Consider the following 20,986-nt stretch of genomic DNA (forward strand, 5'->3'; position numbering starts at 1 on the left):
ACAATGAAAAACATCCTACCAGCATTAATGGTGATTTTTATTGGACTCGGTACTCCCGCAAAAGCACAAACTGAATCCAACTTAAAACTTACCTTAGCCGAAGCACAACAGTACGCTTTGGAAAATTCGTACTCGATAAAATCAACTGAATATGATTTGCAAGTGGCCAGAAAAAAGGTTTGGGAAACGATTGCCGATGGTTTGCCTCAAATTGACGCAGCACTTGATTACAACAATAATCTAAATTTATCAGTTTCCTTGCTTCCTTCTGAATTTTTTGGAGGCACACCAGGAACTTATACTCCAATTAAATTTGGTCAGCGATATACCAGCTCTGCTTCAGTTAGTGTTAGTCAGAAAATTTTCGACGGATCTTACATTGTTGGAACAATGGCTGCCAAAGTTTTTGTACAACTTTCTCAGAATCAAAAAGAAAAATCAGAAATTGAGATTAAAAATACTGTGTCTCAAGCCTACTTTACCGTTTTGGTTGCCGAAGAAAATTACAAAACCATTCAGGAAAATCTCGAAATTAATCAGAAACTCCTAACCGAAACTGATGCGTATCACCAAAATGGTTTTAGAGAAGAATTGGATGTAGATCAAATTCGACTGATGCTCAATACAAATAAAAATCAATTAGCAGATGCCAAAAGAGCTATTCAAACTTCACTAATTATATTAAAATTTGGCTTAGGGATAGAAATTGATGAAAAAATTGAGTTGACCAATAGCCTGGAAGAACTGGTTGATCCTATTAGAACAGAATCGCCGGTAATTTCAAATTTTAATATGTCTGATCATATTGATTTCAGAATTATTGAGACCCAATTAAAAGCACAGGAATTGATTATAAAAAATGAAAAAGCGGCTTATTTACCAACTATTTCGGCCTTTTACAACTATGGTAAAAACACCAGTTCAGATTATACCAATGTATTCAGATCTGATGTTCCCTGGTTTAAATCATCAGTTCTTGGATTTCAATTAAAAATGCCGATTTTTTCGGCAGGCCAAAAGCGTTCAAGAATTAAGCAAGAGAAAATCAATTTTATGAAGCTGGAAAATCAACAGGAGATGACTCAACAAAATCTTAAAATGGATGTAACTCTATCTTTTACCAACTTGTTGAATGCTCAGGAGAAATATGAAAATGATATAGAAGGCTTAAAAATTGCCAAACGAATTTTCGATAGAACCCAAATCAAATTTAAGGAAGGAATATCTACAAGTACAGAATTATCTGAAAACGAAAAACAATACCTGGATTCGCATTCCGCATATATTAATTCAACGCTCTCGCTTTTAAATTCGAAAATTGCCTTTGAAAAAGCCTTGGGTAAATTGTAATACTAACATCCTACAAAAAACATTATAAAATGAAAAACTTACTTATAGCCTGTATTATTCCATTACTTTTTGCCTGTTCTGCAAAGAACTCGGAAAAAAATGAGAACAAATCCGAACAATTAAAACAGTATAAATCAGAACTTTCTATTTTGAAAACCAAAATAGCAGATTTGGAAAATGAAATTCGAAGTACAAGTAACGAAGAAGAAACGATAAATGTGGTTGTTGAAAAATTAGCGACATCAAAATTTGAACATTATATACAAGTAACCGGTAATGTGGAAGCCGATAAAAACATAACGATAACTCCGGAAACTGCCGGAAATATCATTTCTGTTGATGTAAGTGAAGGACAGCATGTGAACAAAGGTGATATTTTAGGGAAATTGAATACATCTCAAATTCAGCAACAAATTGACGAGGTAAAAACCAATCTTGCACTAAACACAACAATCTTCGAAAGACAAGAGCGTTTATGGAACCAAAAGATTGGTTCTGAAATAGAATACTTGCAGGCAAAAGCAAATAAAGAAGGATTCGAACGCAAACTGGAAGGTTTGGAAGCTCAAAAAGATATGGCAATTATCATGGCTCCCTTTAATGGTATTGTTGATGAAATACATCAGAAAAAAGGAGAATTAGCAGGACCTTCTATTCCATTTGCTCAATTGGTTAATATTGATAAAGTCTATGTTGAAGGTGATGTATCTGAAACATTCTTAAATTTTATTAAAGCAGGAGAAGCTGTAGAATTGGATTTCCCGGCTATTAATTACCAGACCAAAGCAAATATCTACCGCACATCAAATGTAATTGATCCTGCAAACAGAAGTTTCAAAATTCGAATCAACCTTAACAATCCAAAACACATGATCAAGCCAAATTTGATTTCTGTAATGAAAATCAAGGATTATGAAGTTCAGGATGCCATGGTTGTTCCTTCAATTATTATTAAAAAAGATTTTGAAGGAAACTATCTGTACATAGCTAAAAAGGAGGGAAAAAACCTTGTGGCGAGAAAAACATATGTAACTGTTTCCAAAACCTACAACAATGTTTCGATGATTGATTCTGGTCTTTCGCTAGGAGACCAAATTATAACAGATGGGTTTTCTCAAGTTGTGAACGGATCGCTGATTAGCACCAAATAATTTCAAATAAAATGGATAAAATCAAAGATACAGGCGCTGCCGAAGAAAATCAAAGGCAGTTTAAACCAACATTCGGAGCATTAAAGAATAAGAATTCCATTTTTATTCTAACTGCAATTCTCTGCATGTTTGGTTGGTTTTCGTACCAAAGTATGCCTCGGGAATATTTTCCTGAAGTAGTGATTCCGAACATTCTAATTTCAACTCCTTATCCGGGAAACTCTCCGGTTGATATCGAGAATCTGATAACCAGACCCATTGAAAAGGAGTTAAAATCCTTAAAAGGAGTTAAGAAAATGTCTTCTGCCTCCTATCAGGATATGAGTTTGATTGTTGTTGAGTTTAACACTGATGTAAATGTAAAACAAGCTCTTCAGGATACAAAAGACAAAGTAGACAAATCTTTAAGCGAATTACCTGATGATTTGGATACGGATCCAATTGTTGAAGACATAGATTTTGCTGATTTTCCAATCCTGAACATTAACCTTTCGGGCGATTTTGGATTGAACGAATTAAAACAATTTGCAGAAGATCTTCAAGATAAGTTTGAAGCCTTGCCTGAAGTCTCTGAGGCTGATATTAAAGGGGTTGATGAAAGAGAAATTAAGATCAATGCCGATTTGCACAAAATGGAAGCAAACGGTGTTTCCTTTCAGGATATTGAGACTGCCATCAGCGATGAAAATGTTACAGTGAGTGCAGGTACTTTAATCACTGATAACACCCGGCGAAGCATTCGTACCAGTGCCGATTACACCAACATGCAGCAAATCGAAAATACTATTGTAAAAGTTACCAATGGTAAAGTGGTTTATCTTAAGGATGTTGCCGAAATTGAAGATGGATACGAAGAACTTTCTTCCATTTCAAGATTGAATAACAATCCCGTAGTTTCCCTCTCAATTTCTAAAAAATCCGGTGAAAACCTTTTGGCTGCAACCGATGAAATCTATAAAATTATCTCGAAAGAGAAAGAGTTGGGGAATTTGCCACGAGGATTGCTGGTAACGGTTACCGATGATACATCTGAAGATGTTCGTGGTCAGGTAAGCGACCTTGAAAATTCCATTATTATGGGAATGTTATTGGTTATCCTGATCCTTTATTTATTTATGGGATTGCGCAACGCACTCTTCTCAGGTTTAGCAATTCCTATGTCGATGTTTATCTCGTTTATTATTCTCAATCAAATGGGATATACAGTAAATCAGATGATTCTGTTTTCTTTGATTTTGGCATTGGGAATGCTTGTTGATAATGCAATTGTTGTGGTCGAAAACGTATATCGTCTGCATGAAGAAGGCCTTTCGAAACTAGAAGCGACCAAAAAAGGGGTAAGTGAAATTGCAGGGCCGATTATTTCATCAACAGCAACAACCCTTGCCGCATTTTTCCCATTATTGCTTTGGGGTGGAATCATGGGTGAGTTTATGAAATACCTGCCTATTACCTTAATCATCGTATTGTCATCATCGCTGTTTGTGGCATTAATTCTTAATCCTGTATTTACAGCTAGTTTTGTAAAAATCGATAATATTTCGAAAAAGATTGACGCCAAAAAGTACCTTATTATTTCAGGATCTTTCCTAATTGCCTCACTTCCATTCTACGTATCAAAAGCATTTGGAATACTGGATACTTATATCATGGCAAATCTTTTGGCATGCATAGGCTTACTAATCGTAACAAATTTATTGGTGCTAAAACCTTTTGCACGTTGGTTTCAGTTAAAATTTCTGGTTGCACTCGAAAACTCGTATGAAAGAACCCTGAGGTATGCACTTAAAGGTATTCGTCCCTTACTTTTCTTTCTTGGAACTTTTGTTTTAATGATTGTATCCATCATGTTTTATTTTGGAACCAAGCCTTTAGTCGTTTTCTTTCCGGATAACGATCCCAAGTCTGTTTACGTTACTATGGAACTTCCATTGGGAACTGATATTCACAAATCCAACGAAATTTCCGTTGAGGTTGAAAAAATTGTAAAGAAAACAATGGAACCCTATAAAGATATCATTCGTTCCATTTCAACCAATGTTGGTTCAGGTAAAGGCGGCATGTTTGAAGGTTCCCGTTCAGCAAATAAATCATTAACAAGTATTTCGTTCGTTGAATACAAACAAAGAGGTGGAGTTAGTACTTCCGAATTAATGAAGAAACTAACTGCAAATTTTAAAGGTTTTGTCGGTGCTAAAATATTTGTTGAAAAAAATTCTGAAGGTCCCCCTGTTGGACATCCAATCAATATTGAGGTTTCAGGTGATGATTTTGAACAATTGTTGATTCAGGCAAATCGTATCAAACAGAAAATAGATGACGAAAGAATTGCCGGTATTGAAGAATTGAAACTAGATCTGGATCAGGGAAAACCAGAAATGCTGATTAATATCGATCGGGACAAGGTGAGACGCTTTGGTTTATCAACTAATCAGGTAGCACGTGCACTTCGTAATTCCTTATATGGTTTGGAAGTATCCAAATTTAAAGATGGTGAAGATGAATATGACATTATGCTCCGTCTGGCAGATAAATACAGATATGACGTTCCCTCTCTTATGAACCAGAAAATTAATGTAATGAGTCCGGTAAGTAACCAAATGGTTCAGATTCCAATATCGGCTGTTACAAGCTACAACTATGGTTCAACCTACGAAAGAATTAATAGAATTGATAACACACGTGTTGTTACAATTTACTCAAACGTAGAAGAAGGGTTTAATGCCAATGAAATAAATGCTAAAATAAGGGAAGTTTTAGCCGATTCCGAAATGCCAAAAGGATACACTCACAAGTTAACCGGAGAACAGGAAGAACAGGATGAAACATCAGCATTTTTAACTCAGGCTTTATTAATTGCCCTTGCATTAATTACCCTTATATTGGTTACACAATTTAATTCGGCAGTTAAGCCGCTAATTATAATGATTACAGTACTCTTTAGTACAATCGGTGTATTCCTTGGTTTAGGTATTTTCAATATGCCATTCGTCATCTTAATGACGGGAATCGGTATTATCTCACTTGCCGGAATTGTTGTAAACAACGGAATTGTGCTTGTTGATTACATTGACTTGCTTCGGAAACGCAAAATAGAGACCATTGACAGAAGCCAACGCAAATATTTGACTTCTGCCGAAGAGGTTGATTGTATCGCAAAAGCAGGTAAAACCAGATTACGTCCGGTTATGCTAACAGCAATCACAACAGTTCTTGGTCTGTTCCCTCTTGCCGTAGGTATGAATTTCGATTTCTTCACTTTGTTTAGTGAATTCGATCCGCAATTATCATTCGGCAGCGATAGTACTGCATTTTGGGGACCTATGTCGTGGACTGTTATTTTCGGACTTAGTTTTGCAACTTTTTTAACACTAATTATTGCGCCGGTCATGTTCCGCCTTTCAACTCAAATTGAACATCGTTTATACGATATGTTTTCTAAAAAATAGTTTATTTTATTCATCCAATTAAAGCTGGCCAAAGGGTCAGCTTTTTTTTTATAAAATATCATATGCTCGTACTGTTTAATTGAAGATAACTAATATTTCATTTATGCTTCAAAATAAAGATTGAATAACCAAAGGAAAATGATATAAATTATGACCTGTAAACATAATCTGAAAAGGCCTGATTCTATTGATTTTACTGGGAAATTTATAAAAACTTAAAATCATTTTTTAGTCTCGAAAAACAGCCTGTTTGTCCAATAAAAACATAGATAAATAAAAACGGACATTCTTGTTTTGTGTAAGAACATAATAATTCGTAAATTTTTCATTACAAACTTGTTACAGACATTCTGCTATATTAACCATCTTTATAATAACACTACTCATGGAAATCACTTCAATGATATTACAGATTTTAAGCTTGGCGGCACTCGCTTTCTTAATTTCCTTTTTAATTCAGGAAAGGAGAAATACCACAAGGGATTCTGGTGAGATTGAAATAAAAAATGAATTGAGCAAATCTCATACTTCTGCAAATAATTCTAACGAAAAACGTGAGGAATTTCTTCGGATTAATGCATTTTTCATGAAGATATTGTGCGAAAAGAAAAGTAAAAGTAATTTTAAAAAACTACAGAAAGAATTTTTGGAATTAGGAACCAAATTGTATTATTTAGCTTCAGAACGAACCATCAAGAAATTTTTGGAATTTAAATCTTTAAGTTCATTTGTTGAAGGGACTGTTCATGAACACAAAATAGCCTTATTGTGGTTTGCCGAGTTTAATCTGTTGCTAAGAAGCGACCTGGGTCTTGAAACATCTCCTGAACTAATTAAAGACTACCTTAATATCGTCCTTACCTATTGGGATGAAGAAGAAATGGAAAAAGAAGAATTGGATGACCTGAAATCTCAACTTGCCGATTCAATAGATAACTACTTTAGTGTATTTAATGTAGGAACATCATTAAATTAAAAAAGTGCCCGCAACCGGGGCACTTTTTTTATTCCTTTATTTTGTAGCATCGTACCCAATCTATTTCGAGGGAAGCATTTACGTTTGCCTGTTCTTTTGTAATGCCCATACTAAAATTTAAATACATTGGGTCTTGCGGAACACCTTCGGTCTGAGTTTTTACCACCACATCATTTATTTTCCAAACCAATTCATTTTTATTCCAATCCAAGGTGTAAATAAAATAACCTTTCGAAAGGTCAATTCCCTTTATTTTAAAATGTTTTGAATGAATTTGGCTTTCACTCCCCCAATAGTTTCCTATCAACAATTTTCCATCGCCGGAAGTCTTTAAAACATCTATATGAGGAGAATTTTTATCAGCAACCATCCAGAATGAATGCATAACCTGATTTGGATTTGTAAGCTTTATTTTGGCTTCGAACCGACCGTATTTTTGGCGAAATGATTTTCCGGTATTGATAATTGCAGATGTGTAATCAAATTCTTTAGGCACAAAACCCATTGTTGGGTTCCACAACAAACCTTGATGTTTTTCTTTTCGCGCCTGCAGTAGAATTGAAGAAGCCGAGTGATCTATATTTTTACCTTCGGTGAAAGTGTGTAAATCTGAATTTAAACTATATCCCTTATTCAGCAATTCCTCACCCCAAAAATATTTATTGATCCATTTCTCTTCATCCAATTGTTTGGAATCAAATTCTTCAGAAAAGCTAAGTTCCCATTTTTTTAATTCTTCAAACGGATTTTTATTTTTAAGCTCAAAGTACTTTTTATATCGGTCGGATTCTTTCAGAGCCAGATATTCCTGAAGCTTCTTATAATCATCGGTCTTTTCGAATCTCTTTTTATCCAGCAAATCAGCTTTTTCTTCCCGGAATTCATCAGAACTAATCTTTTCCTCTAATTTCAAATACTCTTCCAGTTCTTTCGAATCCTCAAGCTCTTTATAAATTTTATAGGATTTCGATTTTTCAAACTTAAAAAAGTCCTTAATATGCTGAGAACTTTTCATCAGCTTAAACTCCTTCAATTCTTCCAATTGTTCTTTCTTATTAAAATCTGCAGAGTGAACAATAGAATCTAATTCCTTGAATCGCGCAATTTCATCTGATACTTTGGTTAGTTCAAAAGTGGCTAATTCATTAGAACCTTTTAATCGAAAATAAGTCTTGAATTTTTTAGATCGCTGAAAACGTTTAAAATCCTTTTCATCCTTAAAAAGATCACTCTTTTTATAGCACTTACTTTCTATTGTTTTCCTGTTTGATTTGAATTTCTCAGACTGAATATAGGCTTCCAAATCATAATAATCTTTCAATTCCTCCGAAACAGAAAAAGATTTAAAGTCTTCAAAGTCTTTTCTAAGAGTATCTCTATTATTTTCAATACCAAGAGTATCAGAAGCTTTGTGAAGTTTGTATGCTAAAAAAAAGCTCATAGCGAAATTATTTTTTTTATAAAATGAGTTTCCAATTTATATATTATTGCTTAATAATCAAGAATATATTTTTATGCTATATCAGTAAACCAATACAACAGTTTTATTGCTTTACAAATTGGTAGGTAATTGTACCAATTTGCTGCTGAGGACTACTCGTACTGATATTAAATCTGGTTTTTCGGGAAGCTTGTAATGCAGCATCAAATAAACAATTATCCTGCACTCCTGATTCTTGTTTCAAAATTTTGGATTGGATCACTCTTCCTGCCTGATTAACAGCAATCTGAACAACAACCAAGCCTTCGCCTTCGCATTTAAATACCGGAATAGGCAAATAGATTTTATGCCTGCCCTCTAAACTGTAATAAACACTGCTTGGACCACTGTACTCAATACTTTCCAAAGAATCTAAAAGCTTCTGTTTTTCTTTTGCCTCGGCATCGGTCAAACTATCCTTTTTAAACTCTTTTAAGTCCCCTGAACCATCTGCAGCATCGTCGGAACTATAATCATCCAAGTCCTTTCGAATCTCTTCAATCATTTTATCGACGTTTCGTTTTGGATCCGTTTTCGATTTTGCAACGTTTTGGTTTACGGCAATTGAGCGAAGAAGTTCGTCTACGCTTTTAGAGATTTCAGATTTTTTTTCTTCGAGGGCTTCTTCAATTTTTTCCTTCTCTTCTTTTAGAAACTGTTCGGCCACTTCGGGAGGAATATCAATTAAAATTTCCGATTCTAAAAATTCTCTCTTCGTATTCAGTTTAAAGGCCAGAAGCAGTATAATCAAAAGCATGTGAAAAGCGAGTGTGCCCATCACACCATATTTATTCCTTCTCAAAAAACCAACAAATTCAGAATAAAGAAAACTGAAAAATTGAACCAGTCGGTTTTTAACATTTACTACTATTTGGAAAAAGGAATTCATTAAATTTTATTCTATTTCAGATTACTATTGTTATAGTGTAACGCTTCTATTGCAAAATTATTAACAATTTTCATGTATTCATTACAAACAATTAGAATAAACGAGAAAAGCCGCTTAATTTTCATTAAGCGACTTCAGAGAACTATTATTGTGAATTTACTAAAACTTACGTTCTTTTAGAAGATTTCCATTTTCATCCCAAATATACCAGGTTCCAACTTTCTCACCCTCACTATATTCCATCTCGTATCTTTTAACACCATTATCATCCCAAATATACCATTTCCCGTGTTTTTTATTCCGTTTATAAGTTGCTTCCGCAATTTTTACAGAATTATCGTTCCAGGTAATCCAGGTACCATCCATTAGTCCGTCCGAATAAGAACGAACCTCCTGAATTTTTTCATTTTCGAAGTAAAGCGTAATTTTTCCATTTCGCTTTCCCTCTACTAAATTCATTTCTATTCGTTTGTTACCACTCTCGTAAAATTCGGTATATGTTCCCGTATACAAATCTCCGGTGGCATTGTAATACAATCCTTCAACTTCCTTAATCACCTGGGAAATAGAGTGATTTGTAATCAGACAAAATAAAATGCCTAAAACAATTGGTAATTTTCTACTCATCTATAAAAATTAATCCTTTTTAAGAACCAGGCGAATAACATTATTTACACCATTCACATTTACATCTTTTAATTTATTATCATTATAAGAAATGTAACTTGATAAAATGTTGTAATTTCCTGGAACAACATTGGCAATTTTAAAATTCCCGTCAAAATCTGTGTAAACTGTTTCATTTGATCCTTCGAAACGGATAGCAACTCCTGTTAATGCTTCACCAGTTTCATTATCCAAAACAACACCAGTTAAACTCGTTGTTGTCATGGCTGCCATTTCGGCAACTTCCATTTCTTTATCGCCCACAGGCGTAACTACATTTACAGCTTGACTTTCAAGACCTAAAACAAGTAGCGCAACAAAAAGGAATACTAATTTTTTCATTTTTTTTGATTTCAGTTTAATATGAACATTCAATCTTCAAATATTTTTTAATTAACTTAATTTTCTTATTTTAGAAGGTAATTAATAACTCTTTTATTTACCATTCTCTTTTCACAACAAATATAGCTCAGTATAATCTGAAAGAGATTAGAATAAACTTATCAAACCATTAAGTAAGAGTTAAATTTTTATTGAGAAATTATTACAGCTCAAATAACATGACATTAAAACTTTCTATATCAACATGGTTTAATGATTTCCTCAATTTGTTTTACCCCAGACTGTGCGAGGCTTGCGGTAGTTATCTTTTTAAAAATGAAACAACAATATGTACCAGGTGTTTATTTCATTTACCCAAGACTGATTTTCATCTGAATAAAAACAATCCTGTCTCGATATTGTTTTGGGGTAGAGTAAATATTAATTATGCCGCTTCGTATTATACATTTAGTAAAGGGAGTCAGTTTCAGAAGTTAATTCACAAATTGAAATATCACAATAAACAAGAAATTGGATTTGCATTGGGAAAACACTTTGGTGAAAGTCTAAAAAATTCAGAATTTTTTAAAGATATTGATGTTATTATTCCTGTTCCACTGCATCCAAAGAAAGAAAAAATAAGAGGATACAATCAAGCAGAATTAGTAGCTCTTGGCCTTGGAAAATCGATGCTGAAACCTACTGATTCAAAAAATTTAATCAGAAAGATTCATACCGAATCACAAACTAAAAAGAACAAATTAGAACGATGGCAAAATGTGGATAACATCTTTGAGCTGATAGAGCCATCGAATCTAATTAACAAGCACATTTTATTGGTTGATGATGTAGTAACCACAGGATCAACCCTTGAGGCGTGCGCTCATGCCCTATTAAAAGCCGAGGGTGCAAAAGTTAGTATCGCCACCCTGGCATATGCCTAATCTACATCAACAAATTTATATCCTACTCCTTTAATTGTTTGAATAAAACGATCGCCAATTTTTTCACGCAATTTTCGAATATGTACATCTATTGTACGATCTCCCACAATAATTTTTTCGCCCCAAATGGCCGCATAAATATCATCGCGGGTAAATACTTTTTCCGGACGCGATACCAACAATAATAACAACTCAAATTCTTTTCTTGGCAATGAGAACTCATTTCCATTTTGAATAATTAGATAACGCTCCCTGTCAATCGATAAATTCCCAATCGTAATTAATCGGGTTGATGGATTCGAAGTATCATCAGAAATTCGTCCTGATCTTTTTAGAAGAGCATTTACCCGGCTTATAAATACCTTTGGTTTAATTGGTTTATTGATATAGTCATCAGCTCCTGCTTCAAAACCGGCAATTTGAGAATAATCTTCTCCACGTGCAGTTAAAAAAGAAATCAACACATCTTGAAAATCGGGTATCGAACGGATTTTTTCGCATGTTTCAATTCCGTCCATTTCCGGCATCATCACATCTAAAATAATTAAATGGGGATGAAATTTTTTAGCTTTTTCAATGGCTTCAACGCCATTTCCAGCTGTGGCAACCTGAAAACCTTCTTTTTTCAGATTATAACTCAAAAACTCAAGAATATCAGATTCATCGTCTACTAATAAAATCTTGTAATTACTGCTTTCCATTATACTTTTGGTTATTTAGTTTTGTTTATTTTGCTTTGTCCAGTGTAAATGTAAAACTTGCACCCTCACCATACGTGCTGCTAACATTAATAGTTTGGTTATGAGCATCAATAATGTGTTTAACGATTGCAAGTCCTAATCCAGAACCACCCATATTTCGGGACCGGCTTTTATCTACTCTAAAAAAACGTTCAAAAATCCGGGGAAGATTATCAGGTTCAATTCCGATACCATTATCCCGAATTTCAATCAGAAACGTTTTATCCATACTCATTACTTCAATATGCGTTGTTCCTTTGTTTTTTCCATATTTAATAGAATTAACAAGCAGATTATTTACAACCTGGAAAATTTCCTTTTTATCTGCATACACAAATTTAGAACTATCATTCTCTTGCGCAAAAACGAGCTTTATATTATTCTTTTTAGCTCTAATTTCCTGCATCTCCAGCACCTCATTTATCAAATCGACGATATTAAACCGCTCAAAACACAATTTTAATTCTCCTGATTCCAGTTTTGAAATAACTTCCAGATCCTTAACAATTGTAATCATACGATTGATACTTTTCTCAGTTCGCTCCAAATACATTCTGTTTATGGATTGATCTTCCAGACCTCCATCCAACAAGGTAAGAACATAACCTTGAATATTAAAGATAGGTGTCTTAAGCTCATGAGAGACGTTACCAATAAATTCTTTTCTGTATTTCTCTTGTTTTTTTAATTGTGAAACCAGCGATCCCCTGTTTTCGCTCCATTCCATCACTTCCATTTCCACGGCATGCAAAGCATCAGTATTTTGAACTTTTTCAGCTAAATCCTTATCAATTAACTGAGTATCATGAATTGTTTTATAAAGTATTCTGATTTTAGAATATAAAAATCGATCAACGAGATACTTTGTCATGAAATAAACCAGCAAACCTGTAATAATTGTAAATATAATCAGATACAACAAATTAAAGGGTAAAAAATAGGTGAGCCCGTATAGTAATATACTTAGCAATGCAGTAAATAAACTTAGATAGACTGTAACCTTTTTTGATGAAATCAATTTCATATGATAATAATATGTTTTTTAATTGCAATATAGCCTGTCCCGAATTTATCGGGAGAACTTGCCATGTACCAATAATTATCCCCCGTGTGTCAAAATATCCTTGTCACAGACGTTTCATATAAATTTTAAAACGCTATTTAAAGTAAGTAAACCAACAATAATGACGTAAAATAAGGATTACTGAATCACTCTTTTTTCGATCAGCAAATATTTAAATAAAAGTAAGATAATCTTTGAAATCTATGTTAAGTTTTCATTAATCTTATTGTAGTTCAATTGTTTAAATATTAATAAAATCTTAATAATTAAGACATAAAAATAATTAAGCCCGATAATTTCGTCTTAAAAAAGTGAGAAATATTTCGTGAGAAATTTTCGATCATTTTTACTCGAAAAAATAAATAAATCAAAAAAACTGTCTTAAAAAAACACTGTAATAATTTCGCAATCTCATTGTAATAATAACGAAGCAAATATAAATAACACACTAATTACATTTGACTTACCTACTGGCTCAATTATCAATGTAAATATCATCTTTACATTCACTTCACATTTGTTTTACAAACGAATCAATCCCTAACTTAAAATTAACACCAGCAGTTTAATTTGATAATTTTTATTTAAAACGCACTTATCATTCTAATCACAGTTCTTCCCTAACATCGCAATGTGATTAGAAAGTAAAAACGTATTGACTTATTTTTCAAAAAATGATTAAACAAGTAATCTTAGTTTTATTACTAAGCATTTCATCAATTAGTGTATTTGCGCAAAAGGGAAGCGCAACAGGAAATGTGAAGGATGGAAAAACCGGAGAAGCATTAATTGGAGCATCGGTATATGTAGACGGTACTACTATTGGAACCGTAACCGATTTTGACGGTAATTATTCACTGCCAAATATTCCAGCTGGCGTTGTAACTCTTAAATGTTCCTTTATTTCCTACGAAACCTTATCAAAAGAAAACATCTCCGTTAATGAGGGAAACCCGGTGAGTGTGGATTTTGTATTGGGATCTTCAACAGTAGAGTTAAATGATGTAAAGGTGTTTGCCAAAGCGAAACGAGAATCTGAAGTTGTATTGCTGTTGGATCAGAAAAAATCTGCAGTAATTAAACAATCTATTGGTGCTCAGGAATTAGCCAACCAAGGTGTTTCCGATGCTGCTGCTGCAGCTGCTAAAATTACGGGAATTTCAAAACAAGAAGGAACTAATGGTTTAAACGTTCGTGGATTGGGGGATCGTTACAACTCAACCACCCTAAACGGATTGCCTTTACCATCCAACGATTCTCAGTTTAAAAATATCGATTTAAAATTATTTTCAACCGATATTATTGAATTTGTTGATGTTCAAAAAGTTTCAATGTCGAATTTATCAGGTGATTTTGCCGGTGCCAACATCAATATTGTTTCGAAAAAGCATAGTGGTGAAAACTTTTTTAAGGTAGGTGTAAAAACAGGTTTGAACTCAAGCACACTGGATGCTGATAAATTCTATATGAGTGACGGACCTAATTTGACAGGATTTTATAACTCAGATTATCCAACTGATTTTTCAAATTACAAATTTGAGAACAAATGGAATCCTCAGGAGAAAACAATCTATCCGAATTTAGGTTTAGCCTTATCGGGAGGAAAAACTTTCGATTTTGAAAATTCAAAGCTAAATGTTTTTGGAACATTGTCATTCGATAACGAATACTACTATGGAGAACTTGCCGAAAGAAAAATAAACGGCAGCAATGATTTAAGAAAGGATTTAACCGGTGAGGAGTACCAATACGATACTCAAACAACCGGAATGATCAATTTAAATTACAATTGGAGCAATTCCAATATTTATTTGAACTCAATGTTCTTAAATACTTCGGAAGATTGGATTGGAAGTGGCACAGGATACATTAAAGATTTGGCTGAAGAGGGCGCACTTGTTCGTAAAATGGAATATGAAAAAAACACCGTACTCGTAAATCAGTTGCTGGGAGATCATAAACTGAATTCTAAAACAGATATTCATTGGGGAGTTACCTATAACAACGTAAACAACGTTGTACCTGACAGGAGATATATTACCATGGAAAATGGTACTGATACAGAAAAAGAATTTGCAACCAACGATCCGGCCAATAACAGCAGATATTATCATGACTTGGTGGAGGATGAAATAGCTGGGAATTTTAATCTGGATTACAAATTTGGAGAAGGATTTGAAGATGCCGGTTACAAAGGAAAATTAAGTGTAGGTTATTCTGGAAAATTCAAAACAAGAAGCTTTGAAGCCGTTCAGTTCAATCATAAAATTTTGAACAATAGACTTACTAATGTTGATGATATTGATTCCTATTTTAACAATGAAGGTCTCCAAAATAAACTGTTTGACTTAAGGGTTAGATCAAGTCATTTTATAGTGTTTGATACCTACGATGGAAAACAGACTATCAATGCCGGATTTGCTTCCTTGGAATACAACTTTACTGCCCGCTTGTTGCTTTTATTAGGAGTCAGACTTGAAAATGTTTATCAGCAAATTGAATACAATACGGCTTTAGGAAGCGATAAAAATGATTTTACGGAATTAAACGTATTACCGGATCTATCTTTACGATATGCTTTAACTGATAAATCGAACCTGCGATTTGCAGCAGGTGTAACTTATACGCTTCCGCAATTTAAAGAAACTGCCTTATTCTCATTTCAAGATAAAGACGAAGAATCATTAGGAAATCCATATTTAACTCCTTCAAAAAACTACAATGGAGAATTGAAATGGGAAGTATACCCGAAACCAAATGAATTATTTTCTGCTGCTGTTTTTGGTAAATACATCGTCGACCCAATCAACAAATTTGTAATGGCATCAGCCAGTAACGATTTTACCTATGCAAATACAGGAGATTGGGCTTATGTATATGGAGTAGAGCTGGAAGCTAAAAAAGATATTCTCACAATTTCTTCCGGAAATTCTGCTAAAAAATTATACACAACTGCCAATCTTACCTTAATGAAAACTGAGCAGACATTGGATAGTGAAAAAATTAACGAACAATCTCAAGGTCTTGTAAATGCAAATTTCAATAAAGATAAAGAAGAATTACAAGGTGCTGCTCCGCTTATTGCAAATGCAAATTTAAGTTATAAATATTCTTGGAACACTGTTAATTCAATAACCTCTACCATTTCCTACAATTATGTTTCTGACCGATTAAATCTAATTGGATATGCATCACTGGGAAATCAGGTAGACAAGGAAATTCACAATCTTGATTTTGTTGTAAAATCAAAATTAAAAAAGTTCGGTGTAAGCCTCTCTGTAAAAAATATATTAAACCAGAATATAGATAGAATTCAGGAAAACGAAACCCAAAACTGGTTAGTTAAACACCATAAAAAAGGAGTGAAATTCAGTTTGGGAGTAAACTATACATTTTAAAAAAATTCCATTTTATAATTAAAAAAAAAGAAAAAATGAAAAATTTATTGTTATCGATGTTAGCGATTTCTATAATTGCTTTATCAAGTTGTTCAGATGATGACAATGGGACTGACAACCCGCTTGATAAATTTACAGTTGAAAATTTTAAGGGGGATGTTACCGAAAGCATGACATTAGATGCCAGCAAAGTTTACAAGTTATCAGGAAAACTTCTTGTAAAATCGGGAGCTACTTTAACAATTCCCGCGGGAACAAGAATCGAAGCCACAACACCAACCTCTGCAAATAGCGAAGTTCGCTACATCGCTGTTGAACAAGGAGCAAAAATAAATATTGATGGTACTGCTAATTCACCTGTTGTAATGACCAGTGATGTAAAAGAAGCTGAAGCCTGGGGTGGATTGGTATTGTGCGGATATGCTCCAACCAACAAAGCTGATGCAAGTGCTGGTGCTGAAGTTTCCGGTTTAACTTACGGCGGCGATGTTGCTGATGATAATTCAGGAAGCATTACTTACCTGCGTTTGGAATATACAGGTTATAAATATACCGATACAAAAGAATTCAACGGACTTTCTTTATTCGGTGTTGGTTCTGGAACTACTTTAGATTATATCGTATCTTATAAAGGTGGTGATGATGGTATGGAGTTCTTTGGTGGAACCGTTAATGCTTCTCACTTTGTTTCTGTTGACAGTGAAGATGATGGAATTGATTTTGCTGACGGATGGTCTGGAACCGGAGAGTACTGGGTTTCAATCAACTCAACAAAATCAGGTATCGAAGGATCAAACAACGGCGATAACGGAGCAGCAACTCCTATGACCAATGCTACTTTAAAAAACCTTACTGTTTACGGAATGGGCGAAAAACCATTCTATTTGAAAGAAGGTGCTGGTAAAATGAATATCAATAATATCGTTATTGGTGGTTTAGCAGACGGAAAAGCTCAAGCTTATTTTTATGCTGATGATGCATCAAAAGATGCTGCCGCACATGCTAGAATTGATGCTGGTGATATTAAAGTTACCGACGTTAAATTCGTAAACATGGGTGAAGGAAATACAGTTAAGACTGTAGCTGGTTTAACCGTTTCAGAAAACTTTTCTGCTAGTGGAGCTGGTAATGGTATCAACAAACCAGACTGGATGCCGGACGCATTAAATACAATTAATGCAACAACAACTGTTTTTGGTGATGCAGTAAAAGCTACTTTGGTGTTAAACGAAGATATCACATCAGATAAAACATTAGATGCCAATACTACTTATATTCTTGATGGTCCTGTAATTGTTAAAAAAGGTGCAAAATTAACTATCCCTGCAGGAACTGTAATTATCGCTTCGGAAGTAACTCAGGCCAATGCTGCAGTTCGTTATATCGCTGTTGAACAAGGTGCTCAAATCTTTGTAAATGGTACTGCTGATGCTCCTGTTGTTATGACTTGCGCAAAAGAAGAAGCAGAAGCATGGGGTGGATTGGTATTGTGCGGATACGCTCCAACCAACAAAGCCGATGCAAGTGCTGGTGCTGAGGTTTCCGGTTTAACTTACGGCGGCGATGTTGCTGATGATAATTCAGGAAGCATTACTTACCTGCGTTTGGAATATACAGGTTATAAATATACCGATACTAAAGAGTTTAACGGACTTTCTTTATTCGCTGTTGGTTCTGCTACTGTTCTTGATTATATCGTATCCTATAAAGGTGGTGATGATGGTATGGAATTCTTTGGTGGAACTGTAAACGCTACTCACTTTGTTTCTGTTGACAGTGAAGATGATGGAATTGATTTCGCTGACGGATGGAATGGAACCGGAGAGTATTGGTTATCAATCAATTCTACAAAATCAGGAATTGAAGGATCAAACAATGGTGATAACGGTACTGCAACTCCTATGACCAACGCTGCTTTAAAAAACCTTACTGTTTACGGAATGGGCGAAAAACCATTCTATTTGAAAGAAGGTGCTGGTAAAATGAACATTGATAACATTGTAATTGGCGGATTGGCAGCTAACAAAGCTCAAGCCTATTTCTATGCTGATGACGCAACAAAAGATGCTGCCGCACATGCTAGAATCGATGCTGGCGATATTGTTGTTACCAATGTCAAATTTGTTGATATGGGAACTGGTAACGATGTAAAAGCCATTACTGGTCTAACTGTTACCGAAAATGCTGATGCAACAGGTGCTGGTGCTGGTACTGCAAAACCAACTTGGTTGTCGGATGCTTTGAACAAAGCTTACAACGGAACTACTATTGTACAATAGTTCACTATAAATTCAGATAATTAGGAAAGGCAGATCCGTGAAGATCTGCCTTTTGTTTTGTTTCTATTTCTCTGTTTAGAATGTTCCAATTTTTTGAAAGACATCTCTAATTGCCAGATCTATCTCAGCCCTACTCCTTCAAATCAAATCCATTTGAACCAATTACTGCAGAAATTCTTACAATTTAAAATTCGAATTGAACAATTGTTTGAGAAATAGTACCAAAACAATTTAAGAATTAAAGATCTGACTCTGTCCTTTCACTCAAACCAAATCTATTTGAACCAATTGCTGCAGAAATTCTTACAATTTAAAATTCGAATTGAACAATTGTTTGAGAAATGGTATCAAAACAGTTTTAGAATCACAGACCTGACTCTGTCCTGTCACTCAAACCAAATCTGTTTGAACCAATTGCTGCAGAAATTCTTACAATTTAAAATTCGAATTGAACAATTGTTTGAGAAATGGTATCAAAACAGTTTTAGAATCACAGACCTGACTTTGTCCTGTCACTCAAACCAAATCTGTTTGAACCTATTGCTGCAGAAATTCTTACAATCTAAACTTAGAATTGAACAATTGTTTAAGAAATAGTACCAAAACAATTTAAGAATTACAGACCTGACTCTGTCCTATCACTCAAACCAAATCTGTTTGAACCTATTGCTGCAGAAATAATATCAATTCTCAATTTCTTTTCCCTCCTGAAGCCAGGCATCCAATCCTCCTTCCAGGGAACAAACAGATATTTTATACTTTTCGTAAATCATCTTCCCGGCATCAACACTTTGCTCACCATACTTACAATAAAGCAAGTATACTTTCGATGTTCCCAAAGAATCAATCAAATGAAATAACACCTCAGAATTTTGAGCTAAATAAGCGCCTTTAATATGAGCTTTTTTGAATTCCTTCTTTGGTCTTACATCTATTAGTACAACGTCTGGATTTAGCTGTAATACCCTGTTAAAATGATTTGGACTCAAAACCTGAATTGAATCGTTTTGCGAATAAACATTTGAAATGCCTAATACAATAAACACAAGTAAAAAAGAAGTAATTGCTTTCATCCAAAATAGAATTGTAATTTATATATTCTTTAACAACGTTTGTATTTACATTCTATTATTCTTCTTCAATCCAAAAAAAATCGGACATAATATCATTGGAAACAAACACACCTTTATCATTTAAAATGATACAATTATTTTCTTGTCTTACATGATCAGATAAAAGATACTTTTTAGATTTTGTGATACAATGCTGATAAAGATCTTCGCCAAAATCCTTACGCACCAATTCCAAATCCATTCCCCAATAAGTTCGAAGCGAAGTCAAAATAAAATCATTAAAACGATCGAATTCACTCAATTCTTCCTTTTCAGAAAAACTCTTACCTTCCCTAATTGCCTTTATATATTTGTAATTGTTGGCAATATTCCATTCTCGTTGCTCCAAATTGTAGGAATGGGCTGATGGGCCGATTCCCAGATATTTTTTCTGTTTCCAGTAGCTTGAATTGTGTTTGGAAATATATCCTTCTTTCGAAAAATTGGAAATTTCGTAATGAATAAAACCATGTTTTCTGGCTTCATCAATCAAATAATTAAACTGCTCAAAACTCTCTTCTTCATCCATCTCAACCAGCTGTCCTTTTTCCAGCTTTTTTGTAAATATTGTGTTCGGATCATACATTAAATGATAAGATGAAATATGCTGAATATCCAAGTCAAAAACCAGCTCTAAATTCTCCTTCCACTTTTCCATACTCAGGCCGGGAACACCATAAATCTGATCAACCGATATATTGTCAAAACCAAAACTCTGAGCTCTGCGAATAGCATCAAAAGCCTCTTTACCGGTATGTCTTCTGTTCATCAGAATCAAATCTTCATCATGAAACGATTGAATTCCCACACTAAGTCTGTTTACCCGGGTTTTACCCAGCTCCTGCAGGTATTTTTCAGTAAGATCATCAGGATTGGCTTCTAATGTAATTTCAGCATTAGCATCAATAGTAAAATACTTGACCACTTCATCAATCAACGATTCAATTTCTTTTGGTTGATACACCGATGGTGTTCCTCCTCCAAAATATATGGTATTTAAACTTGTATCACCTAAATATCCTTTTCTAAGTTTTAATTCAAGCTTTAAGCATTCCAACATATCATTTTTTGCCTGCAATGAAATACTTTTGTGAAAAGCACAATAGTGGCAAAGTTGTTTACAAAATGGAATGTGAAAATATACTCCCGACATATCAATCTATTTTTC

The 20,986-nt window shown here is 34.1% G+C and carries 15 protein-coding genes; 7 read left to right on the forward strand and 8 right to left on the reverse strand.

The window, feature by feature from the left end:
* Positions 1–3 precede the first annotated feature (3 nt).
* From GQR60_RS19290 to GQR60_RS19305, 4 genes are all read left to right on the forward strand, one after another.
* Positions 4–1,350, forward strand: coding sequence for a TolC family protein (locus tag GQR60_RS19290; protein ID WP_160463531.1), 1,347 nt, complete (start codon positions 4–6; stop codon positions 1,348–1,350).
* A 29-nt stretch (positions 1,351–1,379) separates the two neighbouring features.
* The gene (locus GQR60_RS19295) at positions 1,380–2,501 is read left to right on the forward strand and encodes an efflux RND transporter periplasmic adaptor subunit (RefSeq protein ID WP_124994512.1); all 1,122 of its coding nucleotides are present in this window, start codon (positions 1,380–1,382) and stop codon (positions 2,499–2,501) included.
* Between the two features lie 11 nt (positions 2,502–2,512).
* The gene (locus tag GQR60_RS19300; RefSeq protein ID WP_124994513.1) at positions 2,513–5,950 is read left to right on the forward strand and encodes an efflux RND transporter permease subunit; all 3,438 of its coding nucleotides are present in this window, start codon (positions 2,513–2,515) and stop codon (positions 5,948–5,950) included.
* Positions 5,951–6,335: 385 nt separating this feature from the next.
* Complete coding sequence (locus GQR60_RS19305; protein ID WP_124994514.1) at positions 6,336–6,926, forward strand: hypothetical protein; 591 nt, start codon at positions 6,336–6,338, stop codon at positions 6,924–6,926.
* A gap of 28 nt (positions 6,927–6,954) precedes the next feature.
* Here the strand turns inward: GQR60_RS19305 and GQR60_RS19310 are convergent, their stop codons facing one another.
* The 4 genes from GQR60_RS19310 to GQR60_RS19325 all read right to left on the reverse strand — a co-directional run bounded on the left by GQR60_RS19310 (position 6,955) and on the right by GQR60_RS19325 (position 10,303).
* Entirely contained in the window at positions 6,955–8,367 is a 1,413-nt protein-coding gene (locus tag GQR60_RS19310) for a glycoside hydrolase family 16 protein (RefSeq protein WP_124994515.1), read from the reverse strand.
* Positions 8,368–8,470: 103 nt separating this feature from the next.
* Positions 8,471–9,295 carry an energy transducer TonB family protein gene (locus tag GQR60_RS19315; RefSeq protein ID WP_124994516.1) on the reverse strand — a complete coding sequence of 275 codons (825 nt, stop codon included), beginning with the start codon at positions 9,293–9,295 and terminating at the stop codon, positions 8,471–8,473.
* Positions 9,296–9,454: 159 nt separating this feature from the next.
* Positions 9,455–9,922, reverse strand: coding sequence for a toxin-antitoxin system YwqK family antitoxin (locus GQR60_RS19320; RefSeq protein ID WP_124994517.1), 468 nt, complete (start codon positions 9,920–9,922; stop codon positions 9,455–9,457).
* Between the two features lie 9 nt (positions 9,923–9,931).
* Positions 9,932–10,303 (reverse strand): carboxypeptidase-like regulatory domain-containing protein, encoded by a 372-nt coding sequence (locus GQR60_RS19325; protein ID WP_124994518.1) that lies wholly within the window; start codon positions 10,301–10,303, stop codon positions 9,932–9,934.
* A gap of 218 nt (positions 10,304–10,521) precedes the next feature.
* Between GQR60_RS19325 and GQR60_RS19330 the strand changes: the two genes are divergently transcribed.
* The gene (locus GQR60_RS19330; RefSeq protein ID WP_124994519.1) at positions 10,522–11,226 is read left to right on the forward strand and encodes a ComF family protein; all 705 of its coding nucleotides are present in this window, start codon (positions 10,522–10,524) and stop codon (positions 11,224–11,226) included.
* Here GQR60_RS19330 and GQR60_RS19335 read toward each other — a convergent pair.
* Both GQR60_RS19335 and GQR60_RS19340 read right to left on the reverse strand, forming a co-directional pair.
* Complete coding sequence (locus tag GQR60_RS19335) at positions 11,223–11,927, reverse strand: response regulator transcription factor (protein WP_124994520.1); 705 nt, start codon at positions 11,925–11,927, stop codon at positions 11,223–11,225. The genes GQR60_RS19330 and GQR60_RS19335 overlap by 4 nt on opposite strands.
* Positions 11,928–11,952: 25 nt before the next feature.
* Positions 11,953–12,990, reverse strand: coding sequence for a sensor histidine kinase (locus tag GQR60_RS19340; protein WP_124994521.1), 1,038 nt, complete (start codon positions 12,988–12,990; stop codon positions 11,953–11,955).
* A 713-nt stretch (positions 12,991–13,703) separates the two neighbouring features.
* Between GQR60_RS19340 and GQR60_RS19345 the strand changes: the two genes are divergently transcribed.
* Positions 13,704–16,427 (forward strand): TonB-dependent receptor, encoded by a 2,724-nt coding sequence (locus GQR60_RS19345; RefSeq protein ID WP_124994522.1) that lies wholly within the window; start codon positions 13,704–13,706, stop codon positions 16,425–16,427.
* Between the two features lie 35 nt (positions 16,428–16,462).
* Positions 16,463–18,706, forward strand: a complete 2,244-nt coding sequence (locus GQR60_RS20010) for a hypothetical protein (RefSeq protein WP_191991654.1) — start codon at positions 16,463–16,465, stop codon at positions 18,704–18,706.
* 683 nt (positions 18,707–19,389) lie between these two features.
* On the opposite strand, the gene GQR60_RS19355 is transcribed toward GQR60_RS20010, so the two are convergent.
* Both GQR60_RS19355 and hemW read right to left on the reverse strand, forming a co-directional pair.
* Positions 19,390–19,779, reverse strand: a complete 390-nt coding sequence (locus tag GQR60_RS19355) for a rhodanese-like domain-containing protein (protein WP_124994523.1) — start codon at positions 19,777–19,779, stop codon at positions 19,390–19,392.
* A 55-nt stretch (positions 19,780–19,834) separates the two neighbouring features.
* On the reverse strand, positions 19,835–20,971 hold the full coding sequence (hemW, locus tag GQR60_RS19360; protein ID WP_124994524.1) for a radical SAM family heme chaperone HemW: 1,137 nt from the start codon (positions 20,969–20,971) through the stop codon (positions 19,835–19,837).
* Between the last annotated feature and the right edge of the window lie 15 nt (positions 20,972–20,986).

This window comes from Labilibaculum euxinicum, assembly GCF_009795715.1.
GTDB lineage: Bacteria > Bacteroidota > Bacteroidia > Bacteroidales > Marinifilaceae > Labilibaculum > Labilibaculum euxinus.

What these genes read in the sequence shown, in the direction of transcription:
- GQR60_RS19290 (WP_160463531.1), top strand. Translation starts at nt 4, where the DNA reads ATGAAAAACATCCTACCAGCATTAATGGTGATTTTTATTGGACTCGGT.
- GQR60_RS19295 (WP_124994512.1), top strand. Translation starts at nt 1,380, where the DNA reads ATGAAAAACTTACTTATAGCCTGTATTATTCCATTACTTTTTGCCTGT.
- GQR60_RS19300 (WP_124994513.1), top strand. Translation starts at nt 2,513, where the DNA reads ATGGATAAAATCAAAGATACAGGCGCTGCCGAAGAAAATCAAAGGCAG.
- GQR60_RS19305 (WP_124994514.1), top strand. Translation starts at nt 6,336, where the DNA reads ATGGAAATCACTTCAATGATATTACAGATTTTAAGCTTGGCGGCACTC.
- GQR60_RS19310 (WP_124994515.1), bottom strand. Translation starts at nt 8,367, where the DNA reads ATGAGCTTTTTTTTAGCATACAAACTTCACAAAGCTTCTGATACTCTT.
- GQR60_RS19315 (WP_124994516.1), bottom strand. Translation starts at nt 9,295, where the DNA reads ATGAATTCCTTTTTCCAAATAGTAGTAAATGTTAAAAACCGACTGGTT.
- GQR60_RS19320 (WP_124994517.1), bottom strand. Translation starts at nt 9,922, where the DNA reads ATGAGTAGAAAATTACCAATTGTTTTAGGCATTTTATTTTGTCTGATT.
- GQR60_RS19325 (WP_124994518.1), bottom strand. Translation starts at nt 10,303, where the DNA reads ATGAAAAAATTAGTATTCCTTTTTGTTGCGCTACTTGTTTTAGGTCTT.
- GQR60_RS19330 (WP_124994519.1), top strand. Translation starts at nt 10,522, where the DNA reads ATGACATTAAAACTTTCTATATCAACATGGTTTAATGATTTCCTCAAT.
- GQR60_RS19335 (WP_124994520.1), bottom strand. Translation starts at nt 11,927, where the DNA reads ATGGAAAGCAGTAATTACAAGATTTTATTAGTAGACGATGAATCTGAT.
- GQR60_RS19340 (WP_124994521.1), bottom strand. Translation starts at nt 12,990, where the DNA reads ATGAAATTGATTTCATCAAAAAAGGTTACAGTCTATCTAAGTTTATTT.
- GQR60_RS19345 (WP_124994522.1), top strand. Translation starts at nt 13,704, where the DNA reads ATGATTAAACAAGTAATCTTAGTTTTATTACTAAGCATTTCATCAATT.
- GQR60_RS20010 (WP_191991654.1), top strand. Translation starts at nt 16,463, where the DNA reads ATGAAAAATTTATTGTTATCGATGTTAGCGATTTCTATAATTGCTTTA.
- GQR60_RS19355 (WP_124994523.1), bottom strand. Translation starts at nt 19,779, where the DNA reads ATGAAAGCAATTACTTCTTTTTTACTTGTGTTTATTGTATTAGGCATT.
- hemW (WP_124994524.1), bottom strand. Translation starts at nt 20,971, where the DNA reads ATGTCGGGAGTATATTTTCACATTCCATTTTGTAAACAACTTTGCCAC.